The 23,534-nt window shown below is 72.6% G+C and carries 27 protein-coding genes; 13 read left to right on the plus strand and 14 right to left on the minus strand.

The features are described 5' to 3' along the window. The first annotated feature begins 64 nt into the window (after positions 1–64). The gene (locus M8C17_RS15580; RefSeq protein ID WP_252417184.1) at positions 65–862 is read left to right on the plus strand and encodes an alpha/beta fold hydrolase; all 798 of its coding nucleotides are present in this window, start codon (positions 65–67) and stop codon (positions 860–862) included. A gap of 55 nt (positions 863–917) precedes the next feature. Here the strand turns inward: M8C17_RS15580 and M8C17_RS15585 are convergent, their stop codons facing one another. The 4 genes from M8C17_RS15585 to M8C17_RS15600 all read right to left on the minus strand — a co-directional run bounded on the left by M8C17_RS15585 (position 918) and on the right by M8C17_RS15600 (position 4,360). Beyond that, complete coding sequence (locus M8C17_RS15585) at positions 918–1,877, minus strand: asparaginase (protein WP_252417185.1); 960 nt, start codon at positions 1,875–1,877, stop codon at positions 918–920. A 94-nt stretch (positions 1,878–1,971) separates the two neighbouring features. Beyond that, a complete protein-coding gene (locus M8C17_RS15590; RefSeq protein ID WP_252417186.1) occupies positions 1,972–2,799 on the minus strand; it encodes a 3-keto-5-aminohexanoate cleavage protein in 828 nt (275 codons plus the stop codon). Positions 2,800–2,822: 23 nt separating this feature from the next. After that, positions 2,823–3,935 carry a folate-binding protein YgfZ gene (locus M8C17_RS15595; protein ID WP_252417187.1) on the minus strand — a complete coding sequence of 371 codons (1,113 nt, stop codon included), beginning with the start codon at positions 3,933–3,935 and terminating at the stop codon, positions 2,823–2,825. Beyond that, a complete protein-coding gene (locus M8C17_RS15600; protein WP_252417188.1) occupies positions 3,932–4,360 on the minus strand; it encodes a Fur family transcriptional regulator in 429 nt (142 codons plus the stop codon). The genes M8C17_RS15595 and M8C17_RS15600 overlap by 4 nt, the downstream gene beginning before the upstream one ends. Before the next feature lie 74 nt (positions 4,361–4,434). Between M8C17_RS15600 and M8C17_RS15605 the strand changes: the two genes are divergently transcribed. Further along, a complete protein-coding gene (locus M8C17_RS15605) occupies positions 4,435–5,310 on the plus strand; it encodes an aminotransferase class IV (RefSeq protein ID WP_252417189.1) in 876 nt (291 codons plus the stop codon). A gap of 3 nt (positions 5,311–5,313) precedes the next feature. On the opposite strand, the gene M8C17_RS15610 is transcribed toward M8C17_RS15605, so the two are convergent. Next, positions 5,314–5,904, minus strand: coding sequence for an FABP family protein (locus tag M8C17_RS15610; protein WP_252417471.1), 591 nt, complete (start codon positions 5,902–5,904; stop codon positions 5,314–5,316). Between the two features lie 5 nt (positions 5,905–5,909). Further along, positions 5,910–6,014 carry a small membrane protein MtfM gene (gene mtfM, locus M8C17_RS32035; RefSeq protein WP_030327764.1) on the minus strand — a complete coding sequence of 35 codons (105 nt, stop codon included), beginning with the start codon at positions 6,012–6,014 and terminating at the stop codon, positions 5,910–5,912. Between the two features lie 12 nt (positions 6,015–6,026). Here mtfM and M8C17_RS15615 point away from each other — a divergent pair, with 12 nt between their 5' ends. The 3 genes from M8C17_RS15615 to M8C17_RS15625 all read left to right on the plus strand — a co-directional run bounded on the left by M8C17_RS15615 (position 6,027) and on the right by M8C17_RS15625 (position 8,914). Beyond that, positions 6,027–6,401 (plus strand): DsrE family protein, encoded by a 375-nt coding sequence (locus tag M8C17_RS15615; protein ID WP_252417190.1) that lies wholly within the window; start codon positions 6,027–6,029, stop codon positions 6,399–6,401. Positions 6,402–6,482: 81 nt separating this feature from the next. Then, positions 6,483–6,866 carry an SCP2 sterol-binding domain-containing protein gene (locus M8C17_RS15620; protein WP_252417191.1) on the plus strand — a complete coding sequence of 128 codons (384 nt, stop codon included), beginning with the start codon at positions 6,483–6,485 and terminating at the stop codon, positions 6,864–6,866. After that, a complete protein-coding gene (locus M8C17_RS15625) occupies positions 6,863–8,914 on the plus strand; it encodes a glycogen debranching N-terminal domain-containing protein (RefSeq protein ID WP_252417192.1) in 2,052 nt (683 codons plus the stop codon). Before M8C17_RS15620 ends, M8C17_RS15625 begins: the two co-directional genes overlap by 4 nt. 12 nt (positions 8,915–8,926) lie before the next feature. Here the strand turns inward: M8C17_RS15625 and M8C17_RS15630 are convergent, their stop codons facing one another. From M8C17_RS15630 to M8C17_RS15655, 7 genes are all read right to left on the minus strand, one after another. Further along, positions 8,927–9,790, minus strand: coding sequence for a hypothetical protein (locus M8C17_RS15630; RefSeq protein WP_252417193.1), 864 nt, complete (start codon positions 9,788–9,790; stop codon positions 8,927–8,929). An 88-nt stretch (positions 9,791–9,878) separates the two neighbouring features. Further along, positions 9,879–10,337, minus strand: a complete 459-nt coding sequence (locus M8C17_RS15635; RefSeq protein WP_252417194.1) for a winged helix-turn-helix domain-containing protein — start codon at positions 10,335–10,337, stop codon at positions 9,879–9,881. Between the two features lie 211 nt (positions 10,338–10,548). Beyond that, positions 10,549–10,869: a DUF1416 domain-containing protein gene (locus M8C17_RS15640; RefSeq protein ID WP_252417195.1), complete on the minus strand. Its 321-nt coding sequence runs from the start codon at positions 10,867–10,869 to the stop codon at positions 10,549–10,551. A 2-nt stretch (positions 10,870–10,871) separates the two neighbouring features. Further along, entirely contained in the window at positions 10,872–11,720 is an 849-nt protein-coding gene (locus M8C17_RS15645; protein WP_252417196.1) for a sulfurtransferase, read from the minus strand. A gap of 208 nt (positions 11,721–11,928) precedes the next feature. Next, positions 11,929–12,006: an Ms5788A family Cys-rich leader peptide gene (locus tag M8C17_RS32295; RefSeq protein WP_310503780.1), complete on the minus strand. Its 78-nt coding sequence runs from the start codon at positions 12,004–12,006 to the stop codon at positions 11,929–11,931. Positions 12,007–12,112: 106 nt separating this feature from the next. Further along, positions 12,113–12,901, minus strand: coding sequence for a DUF2993 domain-containing protein (locus M8C17_RS15650; protein ID WP_252417197.1), 789 nt, complete (start codon positions 12,899–12,901; stop codon positions 12,113–12,115). 102 nt (positions 12,902–13,003) lie between these two features. After that, on the minus strand, positions 13,004–14,059 hold the full coding sequence (locus tag M8C17_RS15655) for a hypothetical protein (protein ID WP_252417198.1): 1,056 nt from the start codon (positions 14,057–14,059) through the stop codon (positions 13,004–13,006). 243 nt (positions 14,060–14,302) lie between these two features. Between M8C17_RS15655 and M8C17_RS15660 the strand changes: the two genes are divergently transcribed. The 7 genes from M8C17_RS15660 (at position 14,303) to pstB (ending at position 21,457) form a co-directional block, all read left to right on the plus strand. Further along, on the plus strand, positions 14,303–15,022 hold the full coding sequence (locus M8C17_RS15660; protein ID WP_179781168.1) for a response regulator transcription factor: 720 nt from the start codon (positions 14,303–14,305) through the stop codon (positions 15,020–15,022). Between the two features lie 153 nt (positions 15,023–15,175). After that, the gene (locus tag M8C17_RS15665) at positions 15,176–16,042 is read left to right on the plus strand and encodes a polysaccharide deacetylase family protein (protein WP_252417199.1); all 867 of its coding nucleotides are present in this window, start codon (positions 15,176–15,178) and stop codon (positions 16,040–16,042) included. A gap of 51 nt (positions 16,043–16,093) precedes the next feature. Continuing rightward, complete coding sequence (gene mshD / locus M8C17_RS15670) at positions 16,094–17,020, plus strand: mycothiol synthase (RefSeq protein WP_252417200.1); 927 nt, start codon at positions 16,094–16,096, stop codon at positions 17,018–17,020. Positions 17,021–17,340: 320 nt separating this feature from the next. Continuing rightward, positions 17,341–18,447, plus strand: coding sequence for a phosphate ABC transporter substrate-binding protein PstS (pstS, locus tag M8C17_RS15675; protein WP_252417201.1), 1,107 nt, complete (start codon positions 17,341–17,343; stop codon positions 18,445–18,447). A 39-nt stretch (positions 18,448–18,486) separates the two neighbouring features. After that, entirely contained in the window at positions 18,487–19,578 is a 1,092-nt protein-coding gene (gene pstC, locus M8C17_RS15680) for a phosphate ABC transporter permease subunit PstC (protein WP_252417202.1), read from the plus strand. After that, positions 19,575–20,663: a phosphate ABC transporter permease PstA gene (gene pstA / locus M8C17_RS15685; protein WP_252417203.1), complete on the plus strand. Its 1,089-nt coding sequence runs from the start codon at positions 19,575–19,577 to the stop codon at positions 20,661–20,663. Before pstC ends, pstA begins: the two co-directional genes overlap by 4 nt. 17 nt (positions 20,664–20,680) lie before the next feature. Beyond that, the gene (gene pstB / locus M8C17_RS15690; protein WP_252417204.1) at positions 20,681–21,457 is read left to right on the plus strand and encodes a phosphate ABC transporter ATP-binding protein PstB; all 777 of its coding nucleotides are present in this window, start codon (positions 20,681–20,683) and stop codon (positions 21,455–21,457) included. 69 nt (positions 21,458–21,526) lie between these two features. Here pstB and M8C17_RS15695 read toward each other — a convergent pair whose 3' ends face one another. Beyond that, the gene (locus M8C17_RS15695) at positions 21,527–22,360 is read right to left on the minus strand and encodes an NUDIX domain-containing protein (RefSeq protein WP_252417205.1); all 834 of its coding nucleotides are present in this window, start codon (positions 22,358–22,360) and stop codon (positions 21,527–21,529) included. Between the two features lie 189 nt (positions 22,361–22,549). Here M8C17_RS15695 and M8C17_RS15700 point away from each other — a divergent pair, with 189 nt between their 5' ends. Further along, positions 22,550–23,518 (plus strand): Gfo/Idh/MocA family protein, encoded by a 969-nt coding sequence (locus M8C17_RS15700; RefSeq protein WP_252417206.1) that lies wholly within the window; start codon positions 22,550–22,552, stop codon positions 23,516–23,518. Positions 23,519–23,534: the final 16 nt, after the last annotated feature.

Raw genomic sequence — 23,534 nt, forward strand, 5'->3', positions numbered from 1 at the left:
CCAGAGTTAGCAAGGTCTCAGCATCCTGTTTGCGCGTCGCCCGCTCGATCCGTACCGTCCGTCCGTGCACAAGATCGCAGTCAATGGAGCAGTCATCGCGTACGACGAGGCCGGCACCGGATCGCCCGTCGTGCTGCTGCACGCCGGCATCGCCGACCGACGGATGTGGCGGGGGCAACTGCCCGCGCTCGCCGCCCGGCACCGGGTGATCGTCCCGGACCTGCGCGGCTACGGCGACTCGGAACTGCCCCCGGCCCCGTTCGCGCACCACGACGACGTGGCCGGCCTGCTGGACGCGCTCGACATTCCCCGAGCCGCCCTGGTCGGCTGCTCCTTCGGCGGGTCCGTCGCCATCGACACCGCGCTGGCCCACCCCGACCGGGTGAGCGCGCTCGCGCTGTTCGACACGGCCGTCTCCGGCAACGAGTGGTCCGAGGAGGCCAACGACCTCTGGGACGATCTGGTCGGCGAGGTGGACCCGGACGACTTCACCGCCGGGGCGGCCGGTGAGGTGCGGTTCTGGGTGGTCGGCCCGGGCCGCCAGCCGGCCGACGTCGACCCCGGCCTGATCGCGTTCGCGCAGGAGATGGACCAGCGCGCGCTCGCCGCCGAACTGGCCCTGGGTGCCGTCGAGGTGGGCGAGCTGACGCCACCGGCGATCGAGCGCCTCGGCGAGCTGCGGGTGCCCGTCCTGGTCACCGCCGGCGCCGCCGACGTGCCGGACATCCGCCGGCTCGCCGACCGGATCGCCGCCGAGGTGCCCGGCGCGGTACGGCTGCCCGACGTGCCGGACGCCGCGCACCTGCTGCCGCTGGAGCGTCCCGAGCCGGTGAACGCCGCCCTGCTCGACTTCCTGAGCTGACCCTGCCGAGAAGCCCCTCAGTGGTGTCGGGCGGACGATCGGGGCCAGCCGCCACTCACCAGAGCGGACGGACCGCGCCGACCGGAACGCCGCCGCCGAAGAGCGGCACCTCGGCGTACTCGGCCAGCACCGGGGCGTCGACGCCGAGCCGGCGCAGCGCGGAGACCAGCACCGGCATCCGGGCGCGGTCCGCGCCGTCGTCGATCTTCAGTGCCACCGCGCCGACGCCCGGCAGTCCCACCGCGATCACGCCCTCGGCGCCGACCTTCGCCAGCAGTCCCGGAACGCCGCGCATCAGCCGGGTGTCGTCGGCCCGCGTGCCGCCCACGATCTCCGGGTTGGCGCGCATGGCGTCGGCCACCGTGCGCGGCACCGAACCGGGCTCGGCGTCGACCAGCCGGAGGTACGCCCCGGCCAGGCCGGTCAGCGACACCGCGAGCACCGGGGCGCCGCAGCCGTCCACGCCCACCGCCGCCGCCTGTTCGCCGGTGAACTCCTCGATGGCCGCCCGCAACCGCTGCTGCAACGGGTGCTCCGGCCGCCAGTAGCCGTCCAGCGGCCACCCGGCGGCCTGGCAGGTGAGCAGCATCCCGCTGTGCTTGCCGGAGCAGTTCATCTGCACCCGGGTCGGACCGCCCCCGGAGCGCAGCACGGCCTCGCGTGCCGCCGCGCCCACCGGCAGGTCGGGCGGGCAGTGCAGGGCCGAGGCGTCCAACCCGGCCCGCCCCAGCAGCGCGCCCACCCGGGCCAGGTGGAAGTCCTCACCCGCGTGGCTCGCCGACACCAGTGCAAGGTCGGCCGGGTCGGTCAGCGGCAGGCCGGCGCGGAGCATCCCGATCGCCTGCATCGGCTTGCTGGCCGAGCGGGGAAAGATCGGAGAGGTCACATCCCCGGCGGCGGCCACCGGCGCACCGGTCGCGTCCAGCACCACCACCGAGCCGCGGTGCGCACCCTCCACGAAACCGGACCGGACCACCTCGGCGAGCGGCGCGCCGCCCTCGTACGTCTTTCCCACGTGCTGGACGGTACCCACGCCCCTGGGCTGCCCGACGGCGGGGTGACCAGGTCGTCCACCGCCCGGGTGACAGGGGCGCCGGACAGAGCCGGCCTTACAGCCCGAGCAGCTCGCGCGCCTCGGTGGTGGTCAGCGGCGGACGCTGGGCGAGCTGCGCGAAGCCGACCGCGCGGGCGACCAGCTGCATGTTGGACTCCACCGGCCGCCCCTTGGCGTAGGTCACGGTGTCCTCCATGCCGACCCGCAGGTGCCCACCGGTCGACAGCGAGGCCAGCATGACCGGAATGGTGCTGCGGCCGATGCCGGTTGCCGAGAAGGTGGTGCCGTCCGGCAGGTCCCGCAGCATGCGGTGCGCCGCAACCAGCGTCTCGGTGGTGCCCGGCATGCCGCCCGGCACACCCATCACGAAATCGACGTGCACGTGCCCGCCGGCCGGCAGCCCGTACTTGCCGAGCAGCCGCTGCAACGCGGCCAGGTGGCCGAGATCGAAGATCTCGTACTCCGGCACGATCCCGCGTTCCTGCATCCGGGTGTGCAGGTCGACGATGAACTCCCAGCGGTTGAGGAAGACGTCGTCGCCGAAGTTGACCGTGCCCATGGTGCACGAGGCCATGTCCGGCTGGGCGTCGAGCACGGCCAGCCGGGACGCCTCCGGGTCGGTCACCGCGCCGCCGGAGGAGAGCTGCACGATCAGGTCGGTGCCCTCCCGCAGCGCCGCCACCGTCTCCCGCAGGCGCACCGGGTCGAGGCTGGGCCGCGCCGCGTCGTCGCGGATGTGAACGTGGATCACGGCGGCGCCGAGCGCCTCGCACTCCTTGGCGGTGAGCAGCAGCTCGTCGAGCGTCACCGGCAGCGCCGGCACCTCCGCCTTGGCCGACTCAGCGCCGGTCGGGGCCACCGTGATCAACGTCCCTGTCGTCATGCCGGCGATCCTAGACGGCCCGGTCAGGACGGGTCGATCGCCGCCGCGGTCTCGCCGATCAGCAGCACGGCGTCCTCCGGGACGTTGCGCTTCAGCACCGCCAGGGCGATCTGGCCCAACTCGTGGTGCAGCACGGCGGTGCCGACGAAGCCCACCGTCCGGCCGTCGAGGGTCACCGGCGTACCGGCGGTCGGCGGCTGGTCGGTGGTCACCCCGTCCAGGTGCAGCAGCACCAGACGACGCGGCGGCCGGCCCATGTTGTGCACCCGGGCGACCGTCTCCTGCCCCCGGTAGCAACCCTTGTCCAGGTGCACGGCCGGGCCGATCAGGTCCACCTCGGCCGGGATGGTCCGGTGGTCGGTGTCCACCCCGACCCGGGGCCGCCGGGCGGCCACCCGGATCGCCTCGTACGCCCAGAGACCGGCGACCGGCACACCCGCGCCGCGCAGCTCCGCGACCACCTGCTCCATCGCGCTCCGGGGCACGAGCAGGTCGATCCCGAGCGGGCCACGGCGAGCCCAGCCGCCGGTCGGCAGTGGCCGTACGTCGTACCGAACGGTCGCCCGGGGCGGCACGGCGCCGGCGGCGAACTTCGGACCCGGCACGGCGATCAGGTCCGGTGCGGCCAGCCCGGTCACGCCGAGCGTGCCCAGCGCGTCCGTCGCCGCCGGCCCGACCAGCGACAGCAGCGCCCGCTCGGCGGTGGCGTCGCGCGGCTCGACCTTGCTGAAGAACCGCATCTTCTCCAGGTACGCCAGCAGGCCGGTGGTCGCTCCGGGCTCGGTGTCCAGCCAGGTGGTCTCGCCGTCCTCGGCGACCACGGCGTGCTGCTCGACGTGCCCGTGCGGGGAGAGCACCAGCAGCTCGGTGCCCTCGTCGGCGGCCAGCGTCGCCAGGTGCTGCGAGGTGATGGTGTGCAGCCAGCCGGCCCGCTCCTCCCCCGGCACCGCGATGACGCCCCGGTGCGACCGGTCGACCAGGCCGACCTCGGTGTCCAGGATGCGCTGCTCGCGCAGCGGGTCGCCGTAGTGCGCGGCGACCCCCCGCACCCCGGCCGCGACGTGCGCCGGCTCCGGCTGGTCCCGGCTGGCCTCGTCGATGCTTTCGACGGCCACCGCACCCGCGATGTCGATCATTTGTGGTCCCCGTTCTGGCAGCGTTCGCAGACACCGAAGAGCGACACGTGCCCGATGTCCACCCGGAACCCCCGCTGGGCGGCCAACTGGTCGGCGAGCGGGCGGAGCAGCTCCGGATCGATCTCGTCGATCGCGCCGCACTCCCGGCAGACCAGGTGGACGTGCTGGTGTTCACCGGCCGCGTGGTAGGTCGGCGAGCCGTGCGAGAGGTGGGTGTGGGTCACCAGGCCGAGCCGTTCGAGCAGCTCCAGCGTGCGATAGATGGTGGTGATGTTGACGCCGGCGGCGACCTCCCGGACCGCGGTGTGCACCTGCTCCGGGGTGGCGTGGCCCAGATCGAGCACCGCCTGGAGGACAAGCTGCCGCTGGGCCGTCAGCCGCAGCCCACGGGCCCGGAGCATTTCCGCGAGGGAGGATTCGGACACCGTCCGATCATAGTTCGACAACCGTGCCGGTCTCCGCGCGCTGCGGACCGCCGCTACGCTCGACGGTCATGGTGATGTCGTCCGTCGAAAAGGTCGCGGCCCATCCGACCGCGCGGATCGCCGTGCTCGGGCGCGGCCCGGTGCCAGCCGGCGAGCCCGTCCTCCGCGCTGACGACCTCGGCGTTCTGCGCGGCGACGGCCTCTTCGAGACCATGCACCTGCGCCACGGCCGGCCGTGGCTGCGCGACGAGCACCTGGCCCGGCTGGCCGCGGCGGCCACCGCCTTCGAGCTGACCCTGCCCCCCACGGCCACGCTGATCGAGCTGCTCGACAACCTGTGCGAGGGCTGGCCGGCGCAGGTGGAGGGGGCGCTGCGGCTGGTCTGCACCCGGGGCCCGGAGGTCGGCGGCCCGCCGACCGTCTACGCCACGCTGACCGAGGTGCCCGCGTCGTCCCGGGCGGCCCGCCGCGACGGCATCACCGTGGCCACGCTGCCGCTGGGGGTGCCCGCCGACGCGCGGACCGGGCTGGACTGGCTGCCCGCCGGAATCAAATCCACCTCGTACGCGGTCAACAGCGCCGCCCGCCGCTGGGCCGGCCGCGCCGGGGTCGACGACGTGCTCTGGATCTCCTCCGACGGGTACGCGCTGGAGGGCCCGACCGCCAACGTGGTGTGGCTCACCGGCGGCACGCTCTGCACCGTGCCCGCCGCCACCACCGGCATCCTGCCCGGCACCACCGTCGCGTGGCTGCTCGGTCACGCGGGCGAGCTGGGCCTGACCGCCGACGAGCGGATGGTCACCCCGGCCGAGTTGCACGCGGCGGACGGCGTCTGGTTCAGCTCGTCAATGCGGGGGATCATCGAGGTCCACACCCTGGACGGGGTGCGCCGCGACCGAAGCCCGCGCACCCCCGTCCTGCAAGCGCTGCTGGGCTTCCCCGTCGTCTGAACGTCAGCCGCCGACCCGGACGAGCCGGGCGGAGAGGTGCGGGCTGAGCGGGTGCCCCATCGCGGCCATCTCCTGGGCGTAGAGCAGCGCGCCCTCGACGATGCCGAAGAGCCGGTGCCCGCCGGTGACCTCCTTGGCCGTCGCGGGCCGGACCACCGCGTCGGTGGCGAACTCCACCTGGGTGCCGGTGCGCTTGCCGAGATGCAGCTCCATGATCCCGGTCGGGGTGGTCAGCAGGGCCTCCAGCTCGTCGGTGGCCCGGCCGTCGACCAGCACCGGCCGCCACCAGCCGACCTCACGCCCGGCGGGGCGGACCGGCTTGCTCTCCTCGTCGAGGATCCAGGCACGGGACTCGTAGTGCAGAAACGGTCGGCCGTCGTGGCTGATCCGGATCTCCTGGGCGTAGTCGAAGTCCTCGATGGTGGGGAAACCACCCTTGCCCCGGCCACGCCACAGCCCGATGTACGGCAGCAGGCCGTCCAGCGCCGGGTGCAGCTTCGGCCCGACCCGCAGGTCGTGGCTCTCCTCGAACGGGTACGGCTCGACCGGCGGCGCGTTCAGCCACGGGGGCTGCAGCGGGTTCTCGTCGCTCACCAGCGTCACCAACGTCCTCTCGATATGCGTACGGCGAGGTAGACCAGGCCACCGGCGAGCCCGCCCAGGCCGGCGACCAGCAGGCTGACGAACCCGATCTCGGTAACCATCCGGACCATCCTATGCTGGGCCCCATGGCCCGCAATCTCGTCGTCAAGGCCACCGCGGGGGCGGACGCCCCGGAGCGGTGCGCGCAGGCGTTCACGGTCGCCGCCACGGCGGTCGCGGCCGGTGTCGACGTGTCGCTCTGGCTGACCGGCGAGTCGACCTGGTTCGCGCTGCCCGGCCGTGCCCAGGAGTTCGAGCTGCCGCACTCCGCGCCGCTGGCCGAGCTGCTGCACGTCATCCTGACCAGTGGCCGGGTGACCGCCTGCACCCAGTGCGCGGCCCGGCGGGATATCGGCCCCGACGACGTGCTGCCCGGCGTCCGGATCGCGGGCGCCGCAGCCTTCGTCGAGGAGGCGCTGGCCGACGGCGCGCAGGCCCTCGTCTACTGAGGCGACGGCGGTTGCCGCGGCCGGTACGGGCGGAGTACCGATACCGACCCGACATCTCGGACGACTGCCTACGATTCGGATGTGACCGAGGCGGCGGAGAGGTTCTTCGAATCACTGCCGGCGCGCGCCCCGGAGGTCCTGCGCGGCCTGGTCGCCGGAACCCTGCAGATCGACCTCGCCACCGATGAGCAGACGACCGAGCACTGGCTGGTCCGGATGCGCCCGGGGACGGTGGAGGTCAGCCGCAACCGCGGGCCGGCCGACGCCATCTGGTACAGCAGCGCCGCCCTGTTCGACCGGCTGGTGACCGGCGAGGCCCAGGGGGTCGCGGCGGTGCTGCGCAACGAGAGCACGTTCAGCGGCAACGTGGTGCTCTTCCTGGCCTTCCGCCGGTTCTTCCCGAACCCGCCGGGCACCCGCGACCCTCGTGAGGTCGCCCGGAGGCAGGCCGGGCGGCCGACGTGAACGACCTGGTCAGCATCCTGGACGGCAACACCTTCCTGGTCAGCGACCGTACGGGCGACATCGAACCGTCCTACGACTTCCCGACCGGGCTGTTCTCCTTCGACACCCGCTTCCTGTCCAACTGGGTGCTCAGCCTCAACGGCAAGCGGCTGCACGCCCTGTCGATGGACACCTCCGAGTCGTACCGGACCAAGTTCTTCCTGGCCCCCGGAGAGCCGACGCACTACCTGGACGCCAAGGCGTCGGTGATCCGCAGCCGCGCGATCGTGGGCAGCTTCGAGGAAGAGCTGACCGTGCTCAACCACAGCGGCGAGGACGTCGAGTTCACCGTCCGGATCGAGATGGCGGCCGACTTCGCCGACCTGTTCGAGATCAAGGACGCCCTGCAGAAGCGGGGGCAGACGACGGTCACGGTGGCCGACGACCAGCTGCGGCTGACCTACCGCCGGGAGGCGTTCCACCGGGAGACGCTGATCACCTCCACCGCGCCGGCCATGGTCGACGCCGGCGGGATGACCTTCCAGATCCGGATCGCGCGCAACAGCGAGTGGAGCACCCGGCTGCACGTGTCCACGGTCGTCTACGGGGCGCGTGGGGAGGACATCCGGGCCACCCTGCCGTACGGCGGCAGCCGCAGCGCGGACGCCATCCGCGCCGAGCAGCAGGAGCTGATCGACCGGGCACCGAAGCTCGGCTGCGACTGCCAGCCGCTGGCCGGGGCGTACCGGCGCAGCCTCAACGACCTGGCCGCGCTGCGCTACGAGTCGATCGCCCTGGGCGTACGGCTCATCGCCGCCGGACTGCCCTGGTTCATGACCCTGTTCGGTCGGGACAGCATCATCACCTCGTTGCAGGTGCTGCCGTTCCTACCGGAGCTGATCCCGCCGACCATCGTGATGCTGGCCGGCCTGCAGGGGCACCGGGTGGACGACTTCCGGGACGAGGAGCCGGGCAAGATCCTGCACGAGCTGCGGTACGGGGAGACGGCCGGTTTCGAGGAGCAGCCACACTCGCCGTACTACGGGTCGGCCGACTCCACACCGCTGTTCATCATCCTGCTCGACGAGTACGAGCGCTGGACCGGCGACGTCGAGCTGATCCGGCGACTGGAGCCGCAGGTGCGCGCGGCGCTGGAGTGGATCGACACCTACGGCGACCTGCTCGGCACCGGCTACCTCTGGTACCAGACCCGCAACCCGCAGACCGGCCTGCAGAACCAGTGCTGGAAGGACTCCTGGGACGCCATCTCGTACGCCGACGGCCGGATGCCCGACTTCCCCCGGGCCACCTGCGAACTGCAGGGCTACGCGTACGACGCGAAGATCCGCGCCGCCCGGCTGGCCCGGACGTTCTGGAACGACCCGGCCTTCGCCGACCGCCTGGAGCGGGAGGCCGCCGCGCTCAAGCAGCGGTTCAACCACGACTTCTGGATCGCCGACCGCGAGTACTACGCGCTCGCCCTGGACGCCGACGGGAAACAGGTCGACGCGCTGTCGTCGAACATCGGCCACCTGCTGTGGAGCGGGATCGTCGACGAGTCCCGGGCCGGCAAGGTGGTCGAGCACCTGCTCGGGCCACGGCTCTTCTCCGGCTGGGGGGTGCGGACCCTCGCCGAGGACCAGAGCCGGTACAACCCGATCGGCTACCACGTGGGCACCGTCTGGCCGTTCGACAACTCGATCATCGCCTGGGGTCTGTGGCGGTACGGCTTCCGGGACGAGGCCGGGCTGATCTGCGACGCGATGCTGGCCGCGTCCCACTACTTCGACGGGCGGCTGCCCGAGGCGTTCGCCGGTTACGCCCGCGACCTCACCGACTACCCGGTGGAGTACCCGACCGCGTGCAGCCCGCAGGCCTGGTCGACCGGCACGCCGCTGCTGCTGCTGCGGGTGATGCTGGGGCTGGAGCCGCAGGGCGAGCATCTGATCATCGACCCGGCGGTGCCACCGGGCATGGGTCGGGTCGAGCTGCTGGACATTCCCGGTCGCTGGGGCCGGGTCGACGCGCTGGGCCGCAGCCGTGGCCCGGAGGAACAGCAGGGCAGCTGACCGGCGCCCGGCTCAGCCGGGGCAGCCGACGGTGGCGGCGAGCCGGGCGGCGTCCGGGGTGATCTCGGCCAGGACGGTGACCGGGCCGGTGCGGTACGCGTACACCGGTGGGTTGTCCAGTAGCGGGTTGCCGGCGGCCAGCGGGACGAGCCCGCCCTCCGACGCGGCCGGGCCGGGACCGGCGGCGGACCGCGCGGTACGGGCCAGCGCGCCGCCCGGACAGGGCGCGGTCACCAGCTCCGGCGCGGCGTCGGCCGGCCGGCCGAGCGCCCGCAGTGCGGCCGTCAGGGCGGCGGCCTCAGGGTCCCCAGCGGTGGACGGGGCCGGGGTGTAGCCGGAGCCGACCGGTCGGCAGCCGGTGTCGACGCTCAACCGGATCCGACCGTCCCCGGTCGGCCGTCCCTGGACGGCGACGAACTCCCCGGCGTCGGCGCGCAGCACCGGGCCGTCCCGCCCGGGCCCGACCCCGGCCCGCCAGCTGGCCGGAAGCCGCTCGGCGATCCCGGCCAGGACGGTGCGTTCGGTGCCGGCGGGCGCGAGCACACCGACCTCCCGCCGCAGCGTGGCACCGTCCGCGAGCGGGGTGACCCGGCAGCCCGACCCGACTCGCGGTGGGCTCAGCTCCAGCAGCGCGGCCGCACCAGCCGCCCGGGCCAGCTCGCCGACCGCGCGGTCGACCACCGGGCCGGCCTGGTCGAGGGAGCGCTGCTCCCGCACGGTCGGTGGATCGTCGCGGACCGACGTCCAGACGAGCAGGGCCAGCAGCACGGCCCAGACCACGCTCCCGATCAGCAGCCAGTGCCGCCGTCGCCGCGTGGGTGCCGGCTCGGCGGGACCGGTCGACGGGGCCCACCCCGTCCGGACAGCACCGCTCACCCGGCCATGGTGTCACGGGCGATCAGCCGGCCCGGCGGCGACCGGCGCCCGCGGCGGCGGCCGGACGCGCGGGCCGGCGGGCGGTGGGTCAGGCGGGCGGGGGTGGCGGGTCCAGCCGGTAGCCGACCCCGCGCACGGTGTGCACCTGCGGCCCGCCCGGCAGGCTGCGCAGCTTGTGCCGGAGCCGCCTGATCGCCGAGTGCAGCGTCGCGGTGTCGCCCCGGTGCGTGCCGTTCCAGACGGCGGAGAGGAGCTGCTCGTAGCTCCACACCACCAGCGGTGGGCCGATCAGCCGGGCGAGCAGCTCCCGCTCGGTGCGGGTGAGCCGGAGAGGGTCACCGCACCAGGTGACCCGGTGTCCGGCCGCGTCCACGACCAGGTCGCCCCAGGTGACCGGCCCCTGCGGCGCCGACGCTCCGATCGGCGGGTCGGACGGGGCCGAGCCGCCGGGCGGCGACGGGAACAGCATCGCCCGCAGTTCGGTCAGGTCGGCGCAGCTCAGCACCGGGCCGACCCCGTCGAGCTGGCGTACCACCCGCTCCCGCACCGAGACGTCCGCGCTGACGCAGACGACGATCGGGACCTCTTCATCGGATACGGCGCCTCCACCGGCACCAGCCGTACTGACCGTGACTACCACCCGACGATAGTGACGTACGCCGATGGATTTCGGGGGGCGGCGCATCCGATCCGCCCGGAAACGACGGGGCCGGTCACCCGCGAGGGTGACCGGCCCCGGTCGATCGTCCGGTGGGCTGTCAGGCGACGGTGACGCTGACCTCGTTGATGCCCCGGCCGGCGGTGACGGCGGTGTCGCCGTTGCCGTGGCGGGACAGCGCGCGCAGCGTCCAGGAACCCGGCGCGGCGAAGAACCGGAACTGCCCGGCCGCCGAGGTGACCACCTCGGCGGTGAACTCACCGGTCGAGTCGAGCAGCCGGACGTACGCGCCCGACACGGCCTCGTCCCCGGCGGAACGGACGATGCCGGTGATCACGGTTTCCTTCTCCAGGTCGAGGCTGGCCGGCAGCGGCGCGGCCTGGTCCGGTGCGGCGCAACCGGCAGCGGTGGGAGCGGTCATGGTCAGGCCTCCCCGGGCTCGTCGCCGAGCGCGACCGGCACGCCGACCAGCGAGCCGTACTCGGTCCAGGATCCGTCGTAGTTCTTCACGTTGCGGTGGCCGAGCAGCTCCTGGAGCACGAACCAGGTGTGCGAGGAGCGCTCGCCGATCCGGCAGTAGGCGATGGTGTCCTTGCCGTCGTCGAGCCCCGCGTCGCCGTAGATCCTGCGCAGTTCGTCGTCGGACCGGAAGGTGCCGTCCTCATTGGCCGCCTTGGACCACGGGACGCTGATCGCGGTGGGGATGTGACCGGCCCGCTGCGCCTGCTCCTGTGGCAGGTGGGCGGGGGCGAGCAGCCGGCCGGCGAACTCGTCGGGGCTGCGCACGTCGACCAGGTTCTTGGTGCCGATCGCGGCGACGACCTCGTCGCGGAAGGCCCGGATGGAGGTGTCCGGCTCCTGCGCGACGTACTGCGTCGCCGGGCGGGTCACCGTGTCGGTCACCAGCGGACGGGCGTCCAGCTCCCACTTCTTGCGACCGCCGTCGAGCAGCTTCACGTCGCGGTGGCCGTAGAGCTTGAAGTACCAGTAGGCGTACGCGGCGAACCAGTTGTTGTTGCCGCCGTACAGGATGACGGTGTCGTCGTTGCTGATGCCCCGCTCGGAGAGCAGCGCCTCGAACTGGGTCTTGTTGACGAAGTCCCGGCGGACCTGGTCCTGCAGGTCGGTCTTCCAGTCGATCTTGATGGCACCGGCGATGTGGCCGGTGTCGTAGGCCGAGGTGTCCTCGTCGACCTCGACGAAGACGACGCCCGGGGCGTCGAGGTTCTTCTCGGCCCACTCGGCCGAAACGAGTGCGGTGTCGCGACTCATCGAATCACTCCCTGGTGAGGATGGATGGTGAGCCAACGCGCGAATATCGATGTCTTTAACTGTCGCACCGCGCGCGGGACCCAGCGGAAGGACGGGATCACGGGTTCGTGCGACGGCGCCGCTGCCGGGCGTGCGGTGGGATCACCGGAGGTTACGAGAACCCTGCGTGCCGGTGGCCGCCGTCAGGCGGCCGGAAACAGCCCCGCCGTCAGATGACGGGGCGACACAGGCAGGTGGCCACGCGGCACAGGTCGACCGCGCGCCGTTTGGTGAGGTGGGTCCCCATGGCCACGGAGCCTACCAGCCAGTGACCGTGCTGCCACCGGGCCGACCAGCATCCGGGAATCGACGACCGACGGGCGTTCCGCCGCGCCGGTCTACTGGTCGGCCGCTCAGCCGGCGGAGTTGATCGGCACGTTCTTCGCGTCGGCGGTGACCGCCAGCCCTTCGGGCAGCGGCCGGACCTCCCGCACGGCGAGCTGGAACGGCAGGTCGGGCAGGGGCACGTCGACGGAGATGCCCTTGGCGTAGTTGTTGAGCACAGCGCGGGCCAACGGCAGGTTCGGCAGGCCCGCGGCGTCCAGGTCGTTGAAACGCAGGGCGACCGCACCACTCTTGGCGACCGTCACGTCGGCGGTGCCGCTGACGGTGAACTTCTGGCCGAGGACGTCGACCGGTGCGGTGACGGCCAGCTTGCCGCCCTGCTCGCCGAGGGTGAGCCCGGGCCGGTCCAGCAACGCGGCGAGGCTGTCGTAGCTGATCGTGCCGGTGCCGTTGACCGTGTCCGCGACGACGTCGCCCTGCCCGGTGCGCAGCGTGTCCAAGGAGGCCCGCACGTTACGGGCGTCCACGTCGAGCACGGGCAGCCGCACGGCGTCGCCCTCGACCGAGGCCTGCACGTCCCGCAGCTTGATGGAGATCCGCTCGTAGCGGCCGTCGAGCACCTGGGTGAGGAACGGGGTCCCGCCGACCTCCACATCGGGCGCGGCGGACTGCGCCCCCTGCTTGGTGACCTCCTGGCTGACCCGGTCGGCGATGGCCCGCTCGGCCACCCCGACGGCCACCCTGTCGGCGACCACCAGCAGCACCCCCACCAGCAGGAGCAGAACGACCAGGCCGATCAGCAGCTTGCGACCGCGGCGTCGGGGCCGGACCTCATCCGCCGGATACTCCTGCGTCACGCCGCCTCCTGTCTCCGCCCGCCGCGTACGACGGGTCGTCCGTGCCGGTGCCGCAGCGCGGCGCACCCTAGGTACCCGACCGGTCCCGGGCTCAAGCGTGGCTCAGAGGAACAGCATGCACATGGCGTACGCGGCCGGGGCCGCCAGGGCGAAACCGCCGAGCGGACCCTGCATGTGCCGGGCGACCCACATGGTGGGCGGCTCACCGGCCATCAGCCGGCCCGCCTCCGCGTACCCGACGGCGAGGTCGGAGAGCACGGCGGTGACGGCCGCGACCAGACCGATCACCGCGGCGCGGGTCGGCGTGAAGGGTGCCACGAGGTAGCTGCCGAGGACCGCGCTGACCAGCGTGCCGACCATCGCGCCGGCGACCACGCCGGCGGCGCCCCGGGGGACCTGCGGGGCCAGACGGGGCCAGGGCAGCACCGCGTCGGTGAGTCGAGCGACGGTCAGCGCGACCCCGCTCGCGGTCAGGCAGACCGTGATCGCCTGGGTGCCGGCCGGGATCCTGCTGAGCACGATGAGGGTGCCGAAGGCCACCACGCCGACCACGATGAGCAGCGTGGCGCCGAGCGAGTCGGTGACACGGACCCGGTCGACCCGGCGGACCAGCTGACCGAGCACCGCGGCGAGGAACCCGCCGGCGGCCAGGTAGCCCAGGGGCGCCAGGCCGGCGATGTCGGTCTGCACCGCCGCGATGTCGGCGAGCGCGGCGACCGCGGCGCTGATCCCGGCGACGAGCAGCAGCGCCGGTGGGCGCATGGCCATCGTCCAGGCGAGCACGAACAGCAGTTGGACGCCGAAGATGATGAAGGCGAACGGCAGCCGGTGGCCGGGGCCCGAGGTCTGCGCGCCGAGCACCAGGCCGACGCCGAGCAGGGCGGCGAAGCCGGCGATGGTCAGCGCCAGCGGGCGGCGCACCTCGACCGGGGGTACGACCTCCTCCTCCGGCTCGTCGATGTCGTCCTCGGAGCGGCGGGCCGGCTCACCGGCGCGGCGTGCCCGACGGGGCCCGCCCCGTTCGCGGCGGTCGCCGTCGGTGGCCGCCGGGCCGGTGCGCGGCGCGGGCGGGTGGCCACGGGTCGGTGCGGCCGGGCCCGGACGGGGCCCGTCGGGCCACGATTCGCGGCCGGCGTCGGCCGAGGTGGAGGAAAACACGCCCCGATCGTGCCAGACCGACCCCCCGACGCGGTGGTCACGGGTTTCAGCAACGTTAAAACCTGGGCCACGATCAGGGGCAAGCTGGACAAACGGGAAATGGCCCGGAGGCGCGGCGAGGGCGATCGGTTACGCTCAACCCGTTACCCCGCCCGTCAGCGACGCCGGGACCACGCAATTTCTCAGCGCACTCCCCTCACGAGTGTGTCTGGTCGCGCGCGGCCACGTGCCGCCGGGACGGAGGTGATCGTGGAGATCCTGTTGCTGGTGACCGCACGCGCAGGGGAACCGTCCGCTGTGCTGCCGGCACTCGACCTGCTGCCGCACTCGGTCCGCACCGCGCCGCGCGATGTCCGCACCCTGGTCGCCGGCCCCAGCCCGGACGCGGTGCTGGTGGACGCGCGGTCGGAGCTGAGCGAGGCCCGGGCGACCTGCCGGATGCTGCACGCCACCGGGCTCGGAGTGCCGCTGGTCGCGGTGGTGACCGAGGCCGGCCTGATCGCCCTGAACGCCGACTGGGGCGTCGACGACGTCATCCTCGCCTCGGCCGGCCCCGCCGAGGTGGAGGCGCGGCTGCGGCTGGCGGTGGGCCGCCTGAGCAACGCGACCGCCGGCGCCGGCGGCTCGATCCGGGCCGGCGAGCTGACCATCGACCCGGACACCTACGCGGCCAAGCTGAAGGGACGCCCGCTCGACCTCACCTACAAGGAGTTCGAGCTGCTGAAGTTCCTGGCCCAGCACCCCGGCCGGGTCTTCACCCGGGACCAGCTGCTGCGCGAGGTGTGGGGTTACGACTACTTCGGCGGCACCCGCACCGTGGACGTGCACGTCCGACGCCTGCGCGCCAAGCTCGGCTCCGAGTACGAGTCGATGATCGGCACGGTCCGCCAGGTGGGTTACAAGTTCGTCGTACCGCCGTCGCGGTCGCTGCCCGAGGCGGAACACGCACCGCTGCCCGTCTGATCCGCACCAACCGGGGACGATTCCCCATATGCCCTTTTTGCGCAGCTCGTCGGTTCTATTCTGACTGCCGGGTTTGTCGGAGAAGGGGGCGACGGTGCGCGCAGTGACCACGGGGACCACGGGCCGGCGTGACCGGTCAGCCGGGCGAAAGCCGTGACGCGGGTCAACTCGACCGCCCGAGCGGCGGGGATCGTGGTGTTGGTGGTGACGGCACTGCTCGGCTCGGCGTACCTGCTGGGCCGCAGTCTCATCCCCGACCAGCCCCAGCGGCAGACGACCGGGGTCAACGCGAACGCCGACGGGCCGTACTACGCCGACCAACCGACCGACGACACGCCGAGCGGCGCCCCTACCGCCACTGGTGGCGGCCCCACCGAGGGCGGTCAGGACGGATCGCGGCGCGACGCCGAGGGCGACAAGCTGTTCGGCGCGCACTCCACCACCGGCACACCGCGAATCGCGCTGACCTTCGACGACGGGCCGGATCCGCGCTACACCCCGCAGGTCCTCGCCACGCTGCGCGAGTTCGACGTCAAGGCCACCTTCTGCGTGGTCGGCGAGAACGCCCAGAACCATCCCGACCTGATCCAGGCGATCGTCGGCGACGGACACACCCTGTGCAACCACTCCTGGCACCACGACATCACCCTCGGCACCCGTTCCGCGGAGACGATCCGCGCCGACCTGCTGCGCACCAACGAGGCGATCCGCGCAGCGGTGCCGGACGCGCCGATCGTCTGGTACCGCCAGCCCGGCGGCGCCTGGACCTACCCCGTGGTGTCGGTGGCGCAGCAGCTCGGCATGACCCCCCTGCACTGGTCGGTGGACCCGTCGGACTGGGAGGCCCCGGGCGCCGGCAAGATAGCCGCGGCGGTGGTCACGCAGGCCGAGCCGGGCTCGGTGGTGCTGCTGCACGACGCCGGTGGGGACCGGCAGGGCACGGTGGACGCGCTGCGCCGCATCCTGGTCGACCTGACCGAGCGGTTCGAGCTGGAGGCGTTGCCCACCGACCCGACGTGAGCCGGTCGGGGATCCGGGCCGACCGCCGCCACCGGCGGCTACGGTGACGGGATGAGCAGCGCGGAGCCGACCAGCGACCAGGTGACCCGGAGAGACCGACTGGCCCCGGCGGAGATCGCCGACGTGCTGGCCCTGGCCCGTTCCGCGGGTGACACCGACGGGGCGGACCCGCTCGACGAGCACGTCCTGCTCCGGCTGCGTGACCCGGACGCCCCGGCCGTGCACCTGATCGCCCGCGCCGACGACGGCACCCTCACCGGGTACGCGCACCTGGACACCACCGACCAGGTCGGCGGGATCGGGGTGGAACTGGCGGTGCATCCGGCGTACCGGCGGCGGGGCACCGGTCGCGCACTGGCCAGGGGCGTGCTCGCCTCGGCCACCGGCCCGCTACGGGCGTGGGCGCACGGCGACCACCCGTCGGCCGCCGCGCTCGCCGTCGACCTCGGGTTCACCCGGGCCCGGGTGCTGTGGCAGCTGCGCCGGCCACTGGCCGCACCGCTGCCCGAGCCCCGGCTGCCCGACGGGGTGGCGCTGCGCGCGTTCCAGCCGGGCGCGGACGACGCGGCCTGGCTGGCCCTCAACGCCCGGGCCTTCGCCGAGCACCCCGAGCAGGGCCGGTGGACGTCGGACGACCTGCGGGTCCGGCTTGCCGAGCCGTGGTTCGACCCGGCCGGCTTCCTGCTCGCCGAGGAGACCGCGACCGGCCGGCTGCTCGGCTTCCACTGGACCAAGGTGCACGAGCGCCCGGGATCGGCACGGATCGGCGAGGTGTACGTCGTCGGCGTGGAGCCGACCGCACACGGCGGCGGGCTCGGCCGGGCGCTGACCACCGCCGGGCTGGCCTACCTGCGGGACCGGCGAGGGCTGGACCGGGTGATGCTCTACGTGGACGACTCGAACACCGGCGCGGTGGCGCTCTACGAGCGGCTGGGCTTCGCCCGCTGGTCCGCGCACATCAACTACCACCTCGGCTGAGCGACAGCGCGGAGCGGGCGGCCGTCCGTCCGGGGCTGACCGCCGCGGCCGGGTCACCGGCGGATAACGCCCATGCGTCGGCGGGATAACACCCTACCGGAAATATGCCCATACTTCCGACAGGCGTACCCCGGTTCACTTAACGGACAACTCGCCCTCAGCGAGCGGTCACCTCGGGGGCCGTACGTGTTCACCTCGCGTTCACTTGCGACCGGCGAACCGGCTACCTGGCACTTCTAACTTTCGTGTCAGCCGGTCAGTGCCGGTCCTCGGCCCCCGGGATCGGGGCGCCAAGTCAGACGCGAAGGGAAACCCCTCAGGTGAAGCTCCAGCGGTACGGCACTATTGCCTGCCTCGCTCTCGCCGCGACGCTCGGCCTCAGTGCATGCGGCTCGGACAACAACGAGCCCACTCCCGGCGCCAACGCTTCGGGCTCGGCCGCCGCGGTCGACTGCGCCACCGGCACGCTGAACGCCCAGGGCTCGTCGGCCCAGAAGAACGCCATGGCCGAATGGATCAAGGCGTACCAGCAGAAGTGCCAGGGCACCACGATCAACTACGAGGCTTCCGGCTCGGGCGCCGGTATCCAGGCGTTCACCGCCGGGACCGCCGACTTCGCCGGCTCCGACTCCGCCCTCAAGCCGGAGGAGCAGCCGCTGGCCGACGCCAAGTGCGTCGGTGGCAAGGCCATCCACCTGCCGATGGTGATCGGCCCGGTGGCCGTCGCCTACAACGTCAGCGGCGTGGACAACCTCCAGCTCAAGCCGGCCACCCTGGCGAAGATCTTCGCCGGCAAGGTCACCAAGTGGGACGACGCCACGATCAAGGCCGACAACCCGGACGCCAAGCTCCCGGCGACCACGATCCAGACGGTTCACCGTTCGGACGAGTCGGGCACCACCGACAACTTCACCAAGTTCCTCTCCAAGACCGCCGAGGCGGACTGGACGCTGGGCAACGCCAAGGCCTGGAAGGCCCCGGGCGGCACCGGCGCCAAGGGCTCGGACGGCGTGGCCAGCCGGGTCAAGGGCGCCGACGGCTCCATCGGCTACATGGAGTGGTCGTTCGCCGAGAACGCCGGCCTCAAGATGTCCAAGATCGGCAACGGCAACGGCGAGTTCGCCGCGCTGACCGCCGAGGCGGCCGGCAAGACCATCGCCGGCGCCAAGGTCGAGGGCCAGGGCGACGACCTCAAGCTGTCGATCGACTACAACACCAAGGAGGCCGGGGCCTACCCGATCGTCCTGGCGACGTACGAGATCGTCTGCAGCAAGGGCCTCGCGGCCGACAAGCTGAAGCTGGTCAAGGGTCTGCTGGGCTACGCCGCCAGCACCGAGGGCCAGAACTCGCTGACCGACCTGGGCTACGCCCCGCTGCCGGAGACGGTTCGCACCAAGGTCGAGACCGCGGTCAAGAACCTCTCCTGACCCGACCCCACCACCTCAGCAACCGAATCGAGCGAGCAGATGGGTGAAACCCCTCACCGCTCGGCCGACGCCGGCACCGGCGGGACGCGCGTGACCCAGAGTCACGAGTGGCCCGCCGGTGCCTCGGCGCGTGTGGCCGAGGCACCAGTCAGCACCCGTTCCCCGGGCGGCGCCGGACTGGGCGGCGGCGGCGCGCTGCCGCGCAGCCGCAAGTTCGGGGCCGAGCGGGCCTTCCGCGGTCTCACACTGGCCGCCGGCACCGCCGTTCTGGTCATCATCGCCGCCATCGCGATCTTCCTGGTCGCCAAGGCGGTACCGGCCCTGCGCGCCAACACCGAGAACTTCTGGTCCTACGAGGGCTGGTCCCCCAACGACCCGGAGCCGAAGTTCGGCATCGGCACCCTCGCCTTCGGCACCGTGCTCAGTTCGGCGCTCGCCCTGCTGATCGCGGTTCCGGTGGCGCTGGGCATCGCGCTCTACCTCTCGCACTACGCACCGCGCCGGCTGGGCACCGCGCTCGGCTTCCTGGTCGACCTGCTGGCGGCCGTGCCGAGCGTGGTCTTCGGCCTCTGGGGGCGGGACGTCTTCAGCAGCCCGGTGCGGGACTTCTCGATCTGGCTCAACCAGCACTTCGGCTGGATCCCGCTCTTCGGCGGCGACGGCCCGTTCGGCGCCTCCATCATGCTGGGCGCCCTGGTGCTCGCGATCATGGTGCTGCCGATCATCACCTCGCTCTCCCGTGAGGTGTTCCTCCAGACGCCGACCGCGAACGAGGAGGCCGCCCTCGCCCTGGGCGCCACCCGCTGGGAGATGCTCCGCACCGCGGTGCTCCCCTACGGCCGTCCCGGCATCATCGCCGCGGTGATGCTCGGCCTGGGCCGCGCCCTCGGCGAGACCATCGCCCTGGCGCTGACCCTCGGCATCACCTTCGGCATCTCGTTCAACCTGATCCAGAACGGCGGCAACACGATCGCCGCCAACATCGCCAACGCGTTCGGCGAGGCGAACGAGACCGGCCGTGGCGCTCTGATCGCCTCCGGCCTGGTGCTCTTCACCATCACGCTGATCGTCAACATCACCGCCCGGGCGATCATCTACCGTCGCCGGGAGTTCACGGAGTCGGCCGCATGACCACCACCGTCACCTCCCACCGCACCCGTCCGCCGGCCCAGCCCGCCACGCTGCGGGCGCGGCGGCTGCCCTGGTACGCCGCACCGGCCATCGCCGTGGCGGCCCTGGCGCTCTCCGCCGTGATCGTCTACGGCACCGACATCGGCGGCCCGGTCCTCGTCGTCGTCCTGGCCGCGGTGCTCTACCTGGTCGGGCTCTTCGCCGCCGCCAACGCGGTCGAGGGGCGCCGGTCGGCTCGCAACCGCACCTGGAGCGCGCTCATCCATTCCGCCTTCGTGCTGGCGGTGCTGCCGCTCGTGTCGGTGGTCTGGACGCTGGTCAGCAAGGGCGCCGAGCGGCTGGACGTCAACTTCTTCCAGACCTCGATGAACAACATCGGGGCCCGCGACGCGAACGGCGGCGCGTACCACGCGATCCTCGGCACGCTGGAGCAGGTCGGCATCGCCACCCTGATCACCGTGCCGCTCGGCATCCTCTGCGCGATCTACATCGTCGAGTACGGGCGGGGCAAGTTCGCGTTCGCGATCCGGTTCTTCGTGGACGTGATGACCGGCATCCCGTCGATCGTCTCCGGCCTCTTCGTGCTGGCGTTCTGGGTGCTGATCGTGTCGCCGTGGTTCAACGACGGCCGGCCGAGCTTCTCCGGCTTCGCCGCCGCGCTGGCACTGAGCGTGCTGATGCTGCCGACCATCGTCCGGTCCACCGAGGAGATGCTCCGCCTCGTCCCGCCGCCACTGCGCGAGGGTGCCTACGCGCTCGGCGTACCCAAGTGGAAGACCATCCTGCGGGTGGTGCTGCCGACCGCGCTGCCCGGCATCGTCACCGGCGTGATGCTCGCCATCGCCCGGGCGGCCGGCGAGACCGCGCCGGTGCTGCTGGTCGCTGGCGGCGGTGCGGCGATCAACACCAACCCCTTCGAGAACAACCAGTCGTCGCTGTCCCTCTTCGTCTACCAGCAGGCCGGTGACGCGTCGAGGTACGCGCCGGCACGGGCGTGGACGGCGGCACTCACCCTGGTCGCCCTCGTGCTCATCCTGACGATCGCGGCGAAGCTGCTGGCCCGCCGTAACCGGCTCAGCCGATGAACCCCGGAGGTACCACCATGGCCAAGCGCGTCGAAGCCTCGAACGTCACCGCCTACTACGGCAGCTTCAAGGCGATCGAGAACATCAACCTGACCGTCGAGCCGAAGACGGTCACCGCCCTGATCGGCCCGTCCGGTTGCGGCAAGTCCACCTTCCTGCGGTCGATCAACCGGATGCACGAGGTGCTGCCGGGTGCCCGGGTCGAGGGCAACCTGACCATCGACGACCAGGACATCTACGACCGGGACGTGGACGTCACCGCGGTCCGGCGGATGATCGGCATGGTCTTCCAGCGGCCGAACCCGTTCCCCACCATGAGCATCTTCGAGAACGTGGTGGCCGGGCTGAAGCTCAACGGGGTCCGCAAGAAGTCGATCCTGGAGGATGCGGCCGAGAAGGCGCTGCGCTCGGCGAACCTGTGGGACGAGGTCAAGGACCGGCTGGGCAAGCCCGGCGCGGGCCTCTCCGGCGGTCAGCAGCAGCGGCTCTGCATCGCCCGGACCATCGCGGTCGAGCCGCAGGTCGTGCTGATGGACGAGCCCTGCTCGGCCCTGGACCCGATCTCCACGCTGGCGATCGAGGACCTGATGTTCCAGCTGAAGGACAAGTTCACGATCATCATCGTGACGCACAACATGCAGCAGGCCGCGCGCGTGTCCGACCGGACCGCCTTCTTCTCCATCGAGAAGACCGGCGACCCGGGTCGGCTGATCGAGTACGACAACACCCAGAAGATCTTCAGCAACCCGAGCGTGAAGAAGACCGAGGACTACATCACCGGCCGCTTCGGCTGAGCCGGTGGCTCCGGTCCGCGAGGGGCGTCGGTCGACCTGACCGGCGCCCCTCGGCGTACCCCGGCTCGCTCAGCCGAGCACGAAGCGGGGCTCGCCGTCCGGCGGGAGGTCCAGGCGTGGGGTGATCGGGGTGGCGGCGTCCCGCTCGGCAGCCGCCTGCGCCATTCCCGCCAGATCACCGGCCGCCGCCACCTGGGCCAGCGTCACGAGGGTGGGCGGCAGCATGGTCAGCTCGCCCGCCTTGGCACGGGCCAGCGCGTCCGCCGGCCGGATCCACAGGGTGTGGTCGGCCTCGCCGGAGACGTCCCGGGTCCGCTGCCCCTCCGGCAGCAGGGCGACGAAGAAGTACGTGTCGAAGCGGCGTGGCTCGAACTCGGGAGTGATCCACCGGCTCCACGGCAGCAGCAGGTCAGACCGAAGGGTGAGCTGGCGGTCGGCGAGCAGGGCGGCGAAGCCGAGCCGGCGCCCCTCCAGGTCCTGCCGGGCGGCCTCCCAGTCGTCGCCGCTGACGTCGCCCACCACCGTCGCCGGGTCCGGGCCGGCGAGCAGCACGCCGGCCTCCTCGAAGACCTCCCGGGCGGCGGCGCAGACCACCGCCTGGGCGGCATCCGGGGCCACCCCGAGCCGGCCGGCCCACTCGCTCGGCACCGGGCCGGCCCAGTCCAGGTGCGCCTCGGAGTCGGAGCGGTCCACCCCGCCGCCGGGGAAGGCGTACATCCCGCCGAAGGTCATCGCGGCGACCCGGCGGATGACGTACACCTCGAAGTCGGCGCCGGTCGGACGCAGCAGCAGCACGGTGGCCGCGACCCGCGGCACCGCCGGGGTGCCACCCTCGGCCTGGAACCGGCGGGCGTGCTCGACCAGGGCGGCGGGGGCGGCGAAGCCGTCGCTGTCGATCGTCATGCCGCGAGCCTAGTTCCCTCGACCGGGGGGCCGGCTGGTGTGCCGGGCACCTCCGCTCGGCCGCCCGACCACACCCAACCGCGTGCGCAGGCGTGGCGGACAACCGAGCGGCACAGCGGTCCGGCGGATGAGCCCTCGGGCGACGGGCCGGGCAGCGGGCGGTTCACCTGGCTCGGCTAGCGTGCCGGCATGACTCGTTGGGGCATCCTGGCCACCGGCCACATCGCCAGCCGTTTCGCCGAAGACCTCCGGCTGGTGCCGGACGCCGAACTGGTCGCGGTCGGCTCCCGCGCCGCCGACAGCGCGCAGCGCTTCGCCGACAAGCACGGCGCGAAGCGCGCGTACGGCTCGTGGGTGGAGCTGGCGGCCGATCCCGAGGTCGACGTGATCTACGTGGCCACCCCGCACGCCGCGCACTACGAGGCGGCGATGACGTGCCTGACCGCCGGGCGTGCCGTGCTGCTGGAGAAGCCGTTCACCCTCGACCTGGCCACCAGCACCGAGGTGGTGGACACCGCCCGGGCGGCCGGGGTCTTCCTCATGGAGGCCATGTGGATGCGGACGAACCCGATGATCCGGCAGGTGGCGCAGCTGATCGCGGACGGGGCGATCGGCACGGTGAGCAGCGTCCGGGCCGATTTCGGGGTGTCCGGGCCGTTCCCGCCGGAGCACCGGATGCGCAACGCGGCGCTGGGCGGGGGCGCCCTGCTCGACCTGGGGATCTACCCGATCAGCCTGGCCCACCTGCTGCTCGGCGTGCCGCAGCACATCCGCTCCTGGGCGCAGCTCGGCCCGGAGGGGACGGACGAGAACACCGGCATGCTGTTCGGCTACGACACCGGAGCGCTGGCAACCCTGAGCTGCGGCATGGTCGGGTTGAGCGGGCAGACCGCCTCGATCACGGGCACCACCGGGCGGATCGACCTGCCGGAGCCGTTCTTCCGGCCAGGTTCCGTGACCCTGCACCGGGACGGCGCGGAGCCGGAGACGATCGTCACCGACGGGGCCGGCAACGGCTACCAGTACGAGGCGATCGAGGTGCAGCGCTGCCTGGCCGCCGGGCTGACCGAGAGCCCGCTGGTGCCGCACACCACCACGCTTGAGGTGATGGCCCTGCTGGACGCCGTCCGTGAGCAGATCGGCGTGCGGTACATCTGAGGCCGGTTGGCGAACG

This window comes from Micromonospora sp. RHAY321 (genome assembly GCF_023896955.1).
In the GTDB taxonomy this organism is placed as follows: domain Bacteria; phylum Actinomycetota; class Actinomycetes; order Mycobacteriales; family Micromonosporaceae; genus Micromonospora.

What these genes read in the sequence shown, in the direction of transcription:
- pstC (WP_252417202.1), top strand. Translation starts at nt 18,487, where the DNA reads ATGGGTGAAACCCCTCACCGCTCGGCCGACGCCGGCACCGGCGGGACG.
- M8C17_RS15615 (WP_252417190.1), top strand. Translation starts at nt 6,027, where the DNA reads ATGCTGGGCCCCATGGCCCGCAATCTCGTCGTCAAGGCCACCGCGGGG.
- pstB (WP_252417204.1), top strand. Translation starts at nt 20,681, where the DNA reads ATGGCCAAGCGCGTCGAAGCCTCGAACGTCACCGCCTACTACGGCAGC.
- M8C17_RS15640 (WP_252417195.1), bottom strand. Translation starts at nt 10,869, where the DNA reads ATGACCGCTCCCACCGCTGCCGGTTGCGCCGCACCGGACCAGGCCGCG.
- M8C17_RS15695 (WP_252417205.1), bottom strand. Translation starts at nt 22,360, where the DNA reads ATGACGATCGACAGCGACGGCTTCGCCGCCCCCGCCGCCCTGGTCGAG.
- mshD (WP_252417200.1), top strand. Translation starts at nt 16,094, where the DNA reads ATGAGCAGCGCGGAGCCGACCAGCGACCAGGTGACCCGGAGAGACCGA.
- mtfM (WP_030327764.1), bottom strand. Translation starts at nt 6,014, where the DNA reads ATGGTTACCGAGATCGGGTTCGTCAGCCTGCTGGTCGCCGGCCTGGGC.
- M8C17_RS15700 (WP_252417206.1), top strand. Translation starts at nt 22,550, where the DNA reads ATGACTCGTTGGGGCATCCTGGCCACCGGCCACATCGCCAGCCGTTTC.
- M8C17_RS15605 (WP_252417189.1), top strand. Translation starts at nt 4,435, where the DNA reads ATGTCGTCCGTCGAAAAGGTCGCGGCCCATCCGACCGCGCGGATCGCC.
- M8C17_RS15595 (WP_252417187.1), bottom strand. Translation starts at nt 3,935, where the DNA reads ATGATCGACATCGCGGGTGCGGTGGCCGTCGAAAGCATCGACGAGGCC.
- M8C17_RS15590 (WP_252417186.1), bottom strand. Translation starts at nt 2,799, where the DNA reads ATGACGACAGGGACGTTGATCACGGTGGCCCCGACCGGCGCTGAGTCG.
- pstA (WP_252417203.1), top strand. Translation starts at nt 19,575, where the DNA reads ATGACCACCACCGTCACCTCCCACCGCACCCGTCCGCCGGCCCAGCCC.
- M8C17_RS15645 (WP_252417196.1), bottom strand. Translation starts at nt 11,720, where the DNA reads ATGAGTCGCGACACCGCACTCGTTTCGGCCGAGTGGGCCGAGAAGAAC.
- M8C17_RS32295 (WP_310503780.1), bottom strand. Translation starts at nt 12,006, where the DNA reads ATGGGGACCCACCTCACCAAACGGCGCGCGGTCGACCTGTGCCGCGTG.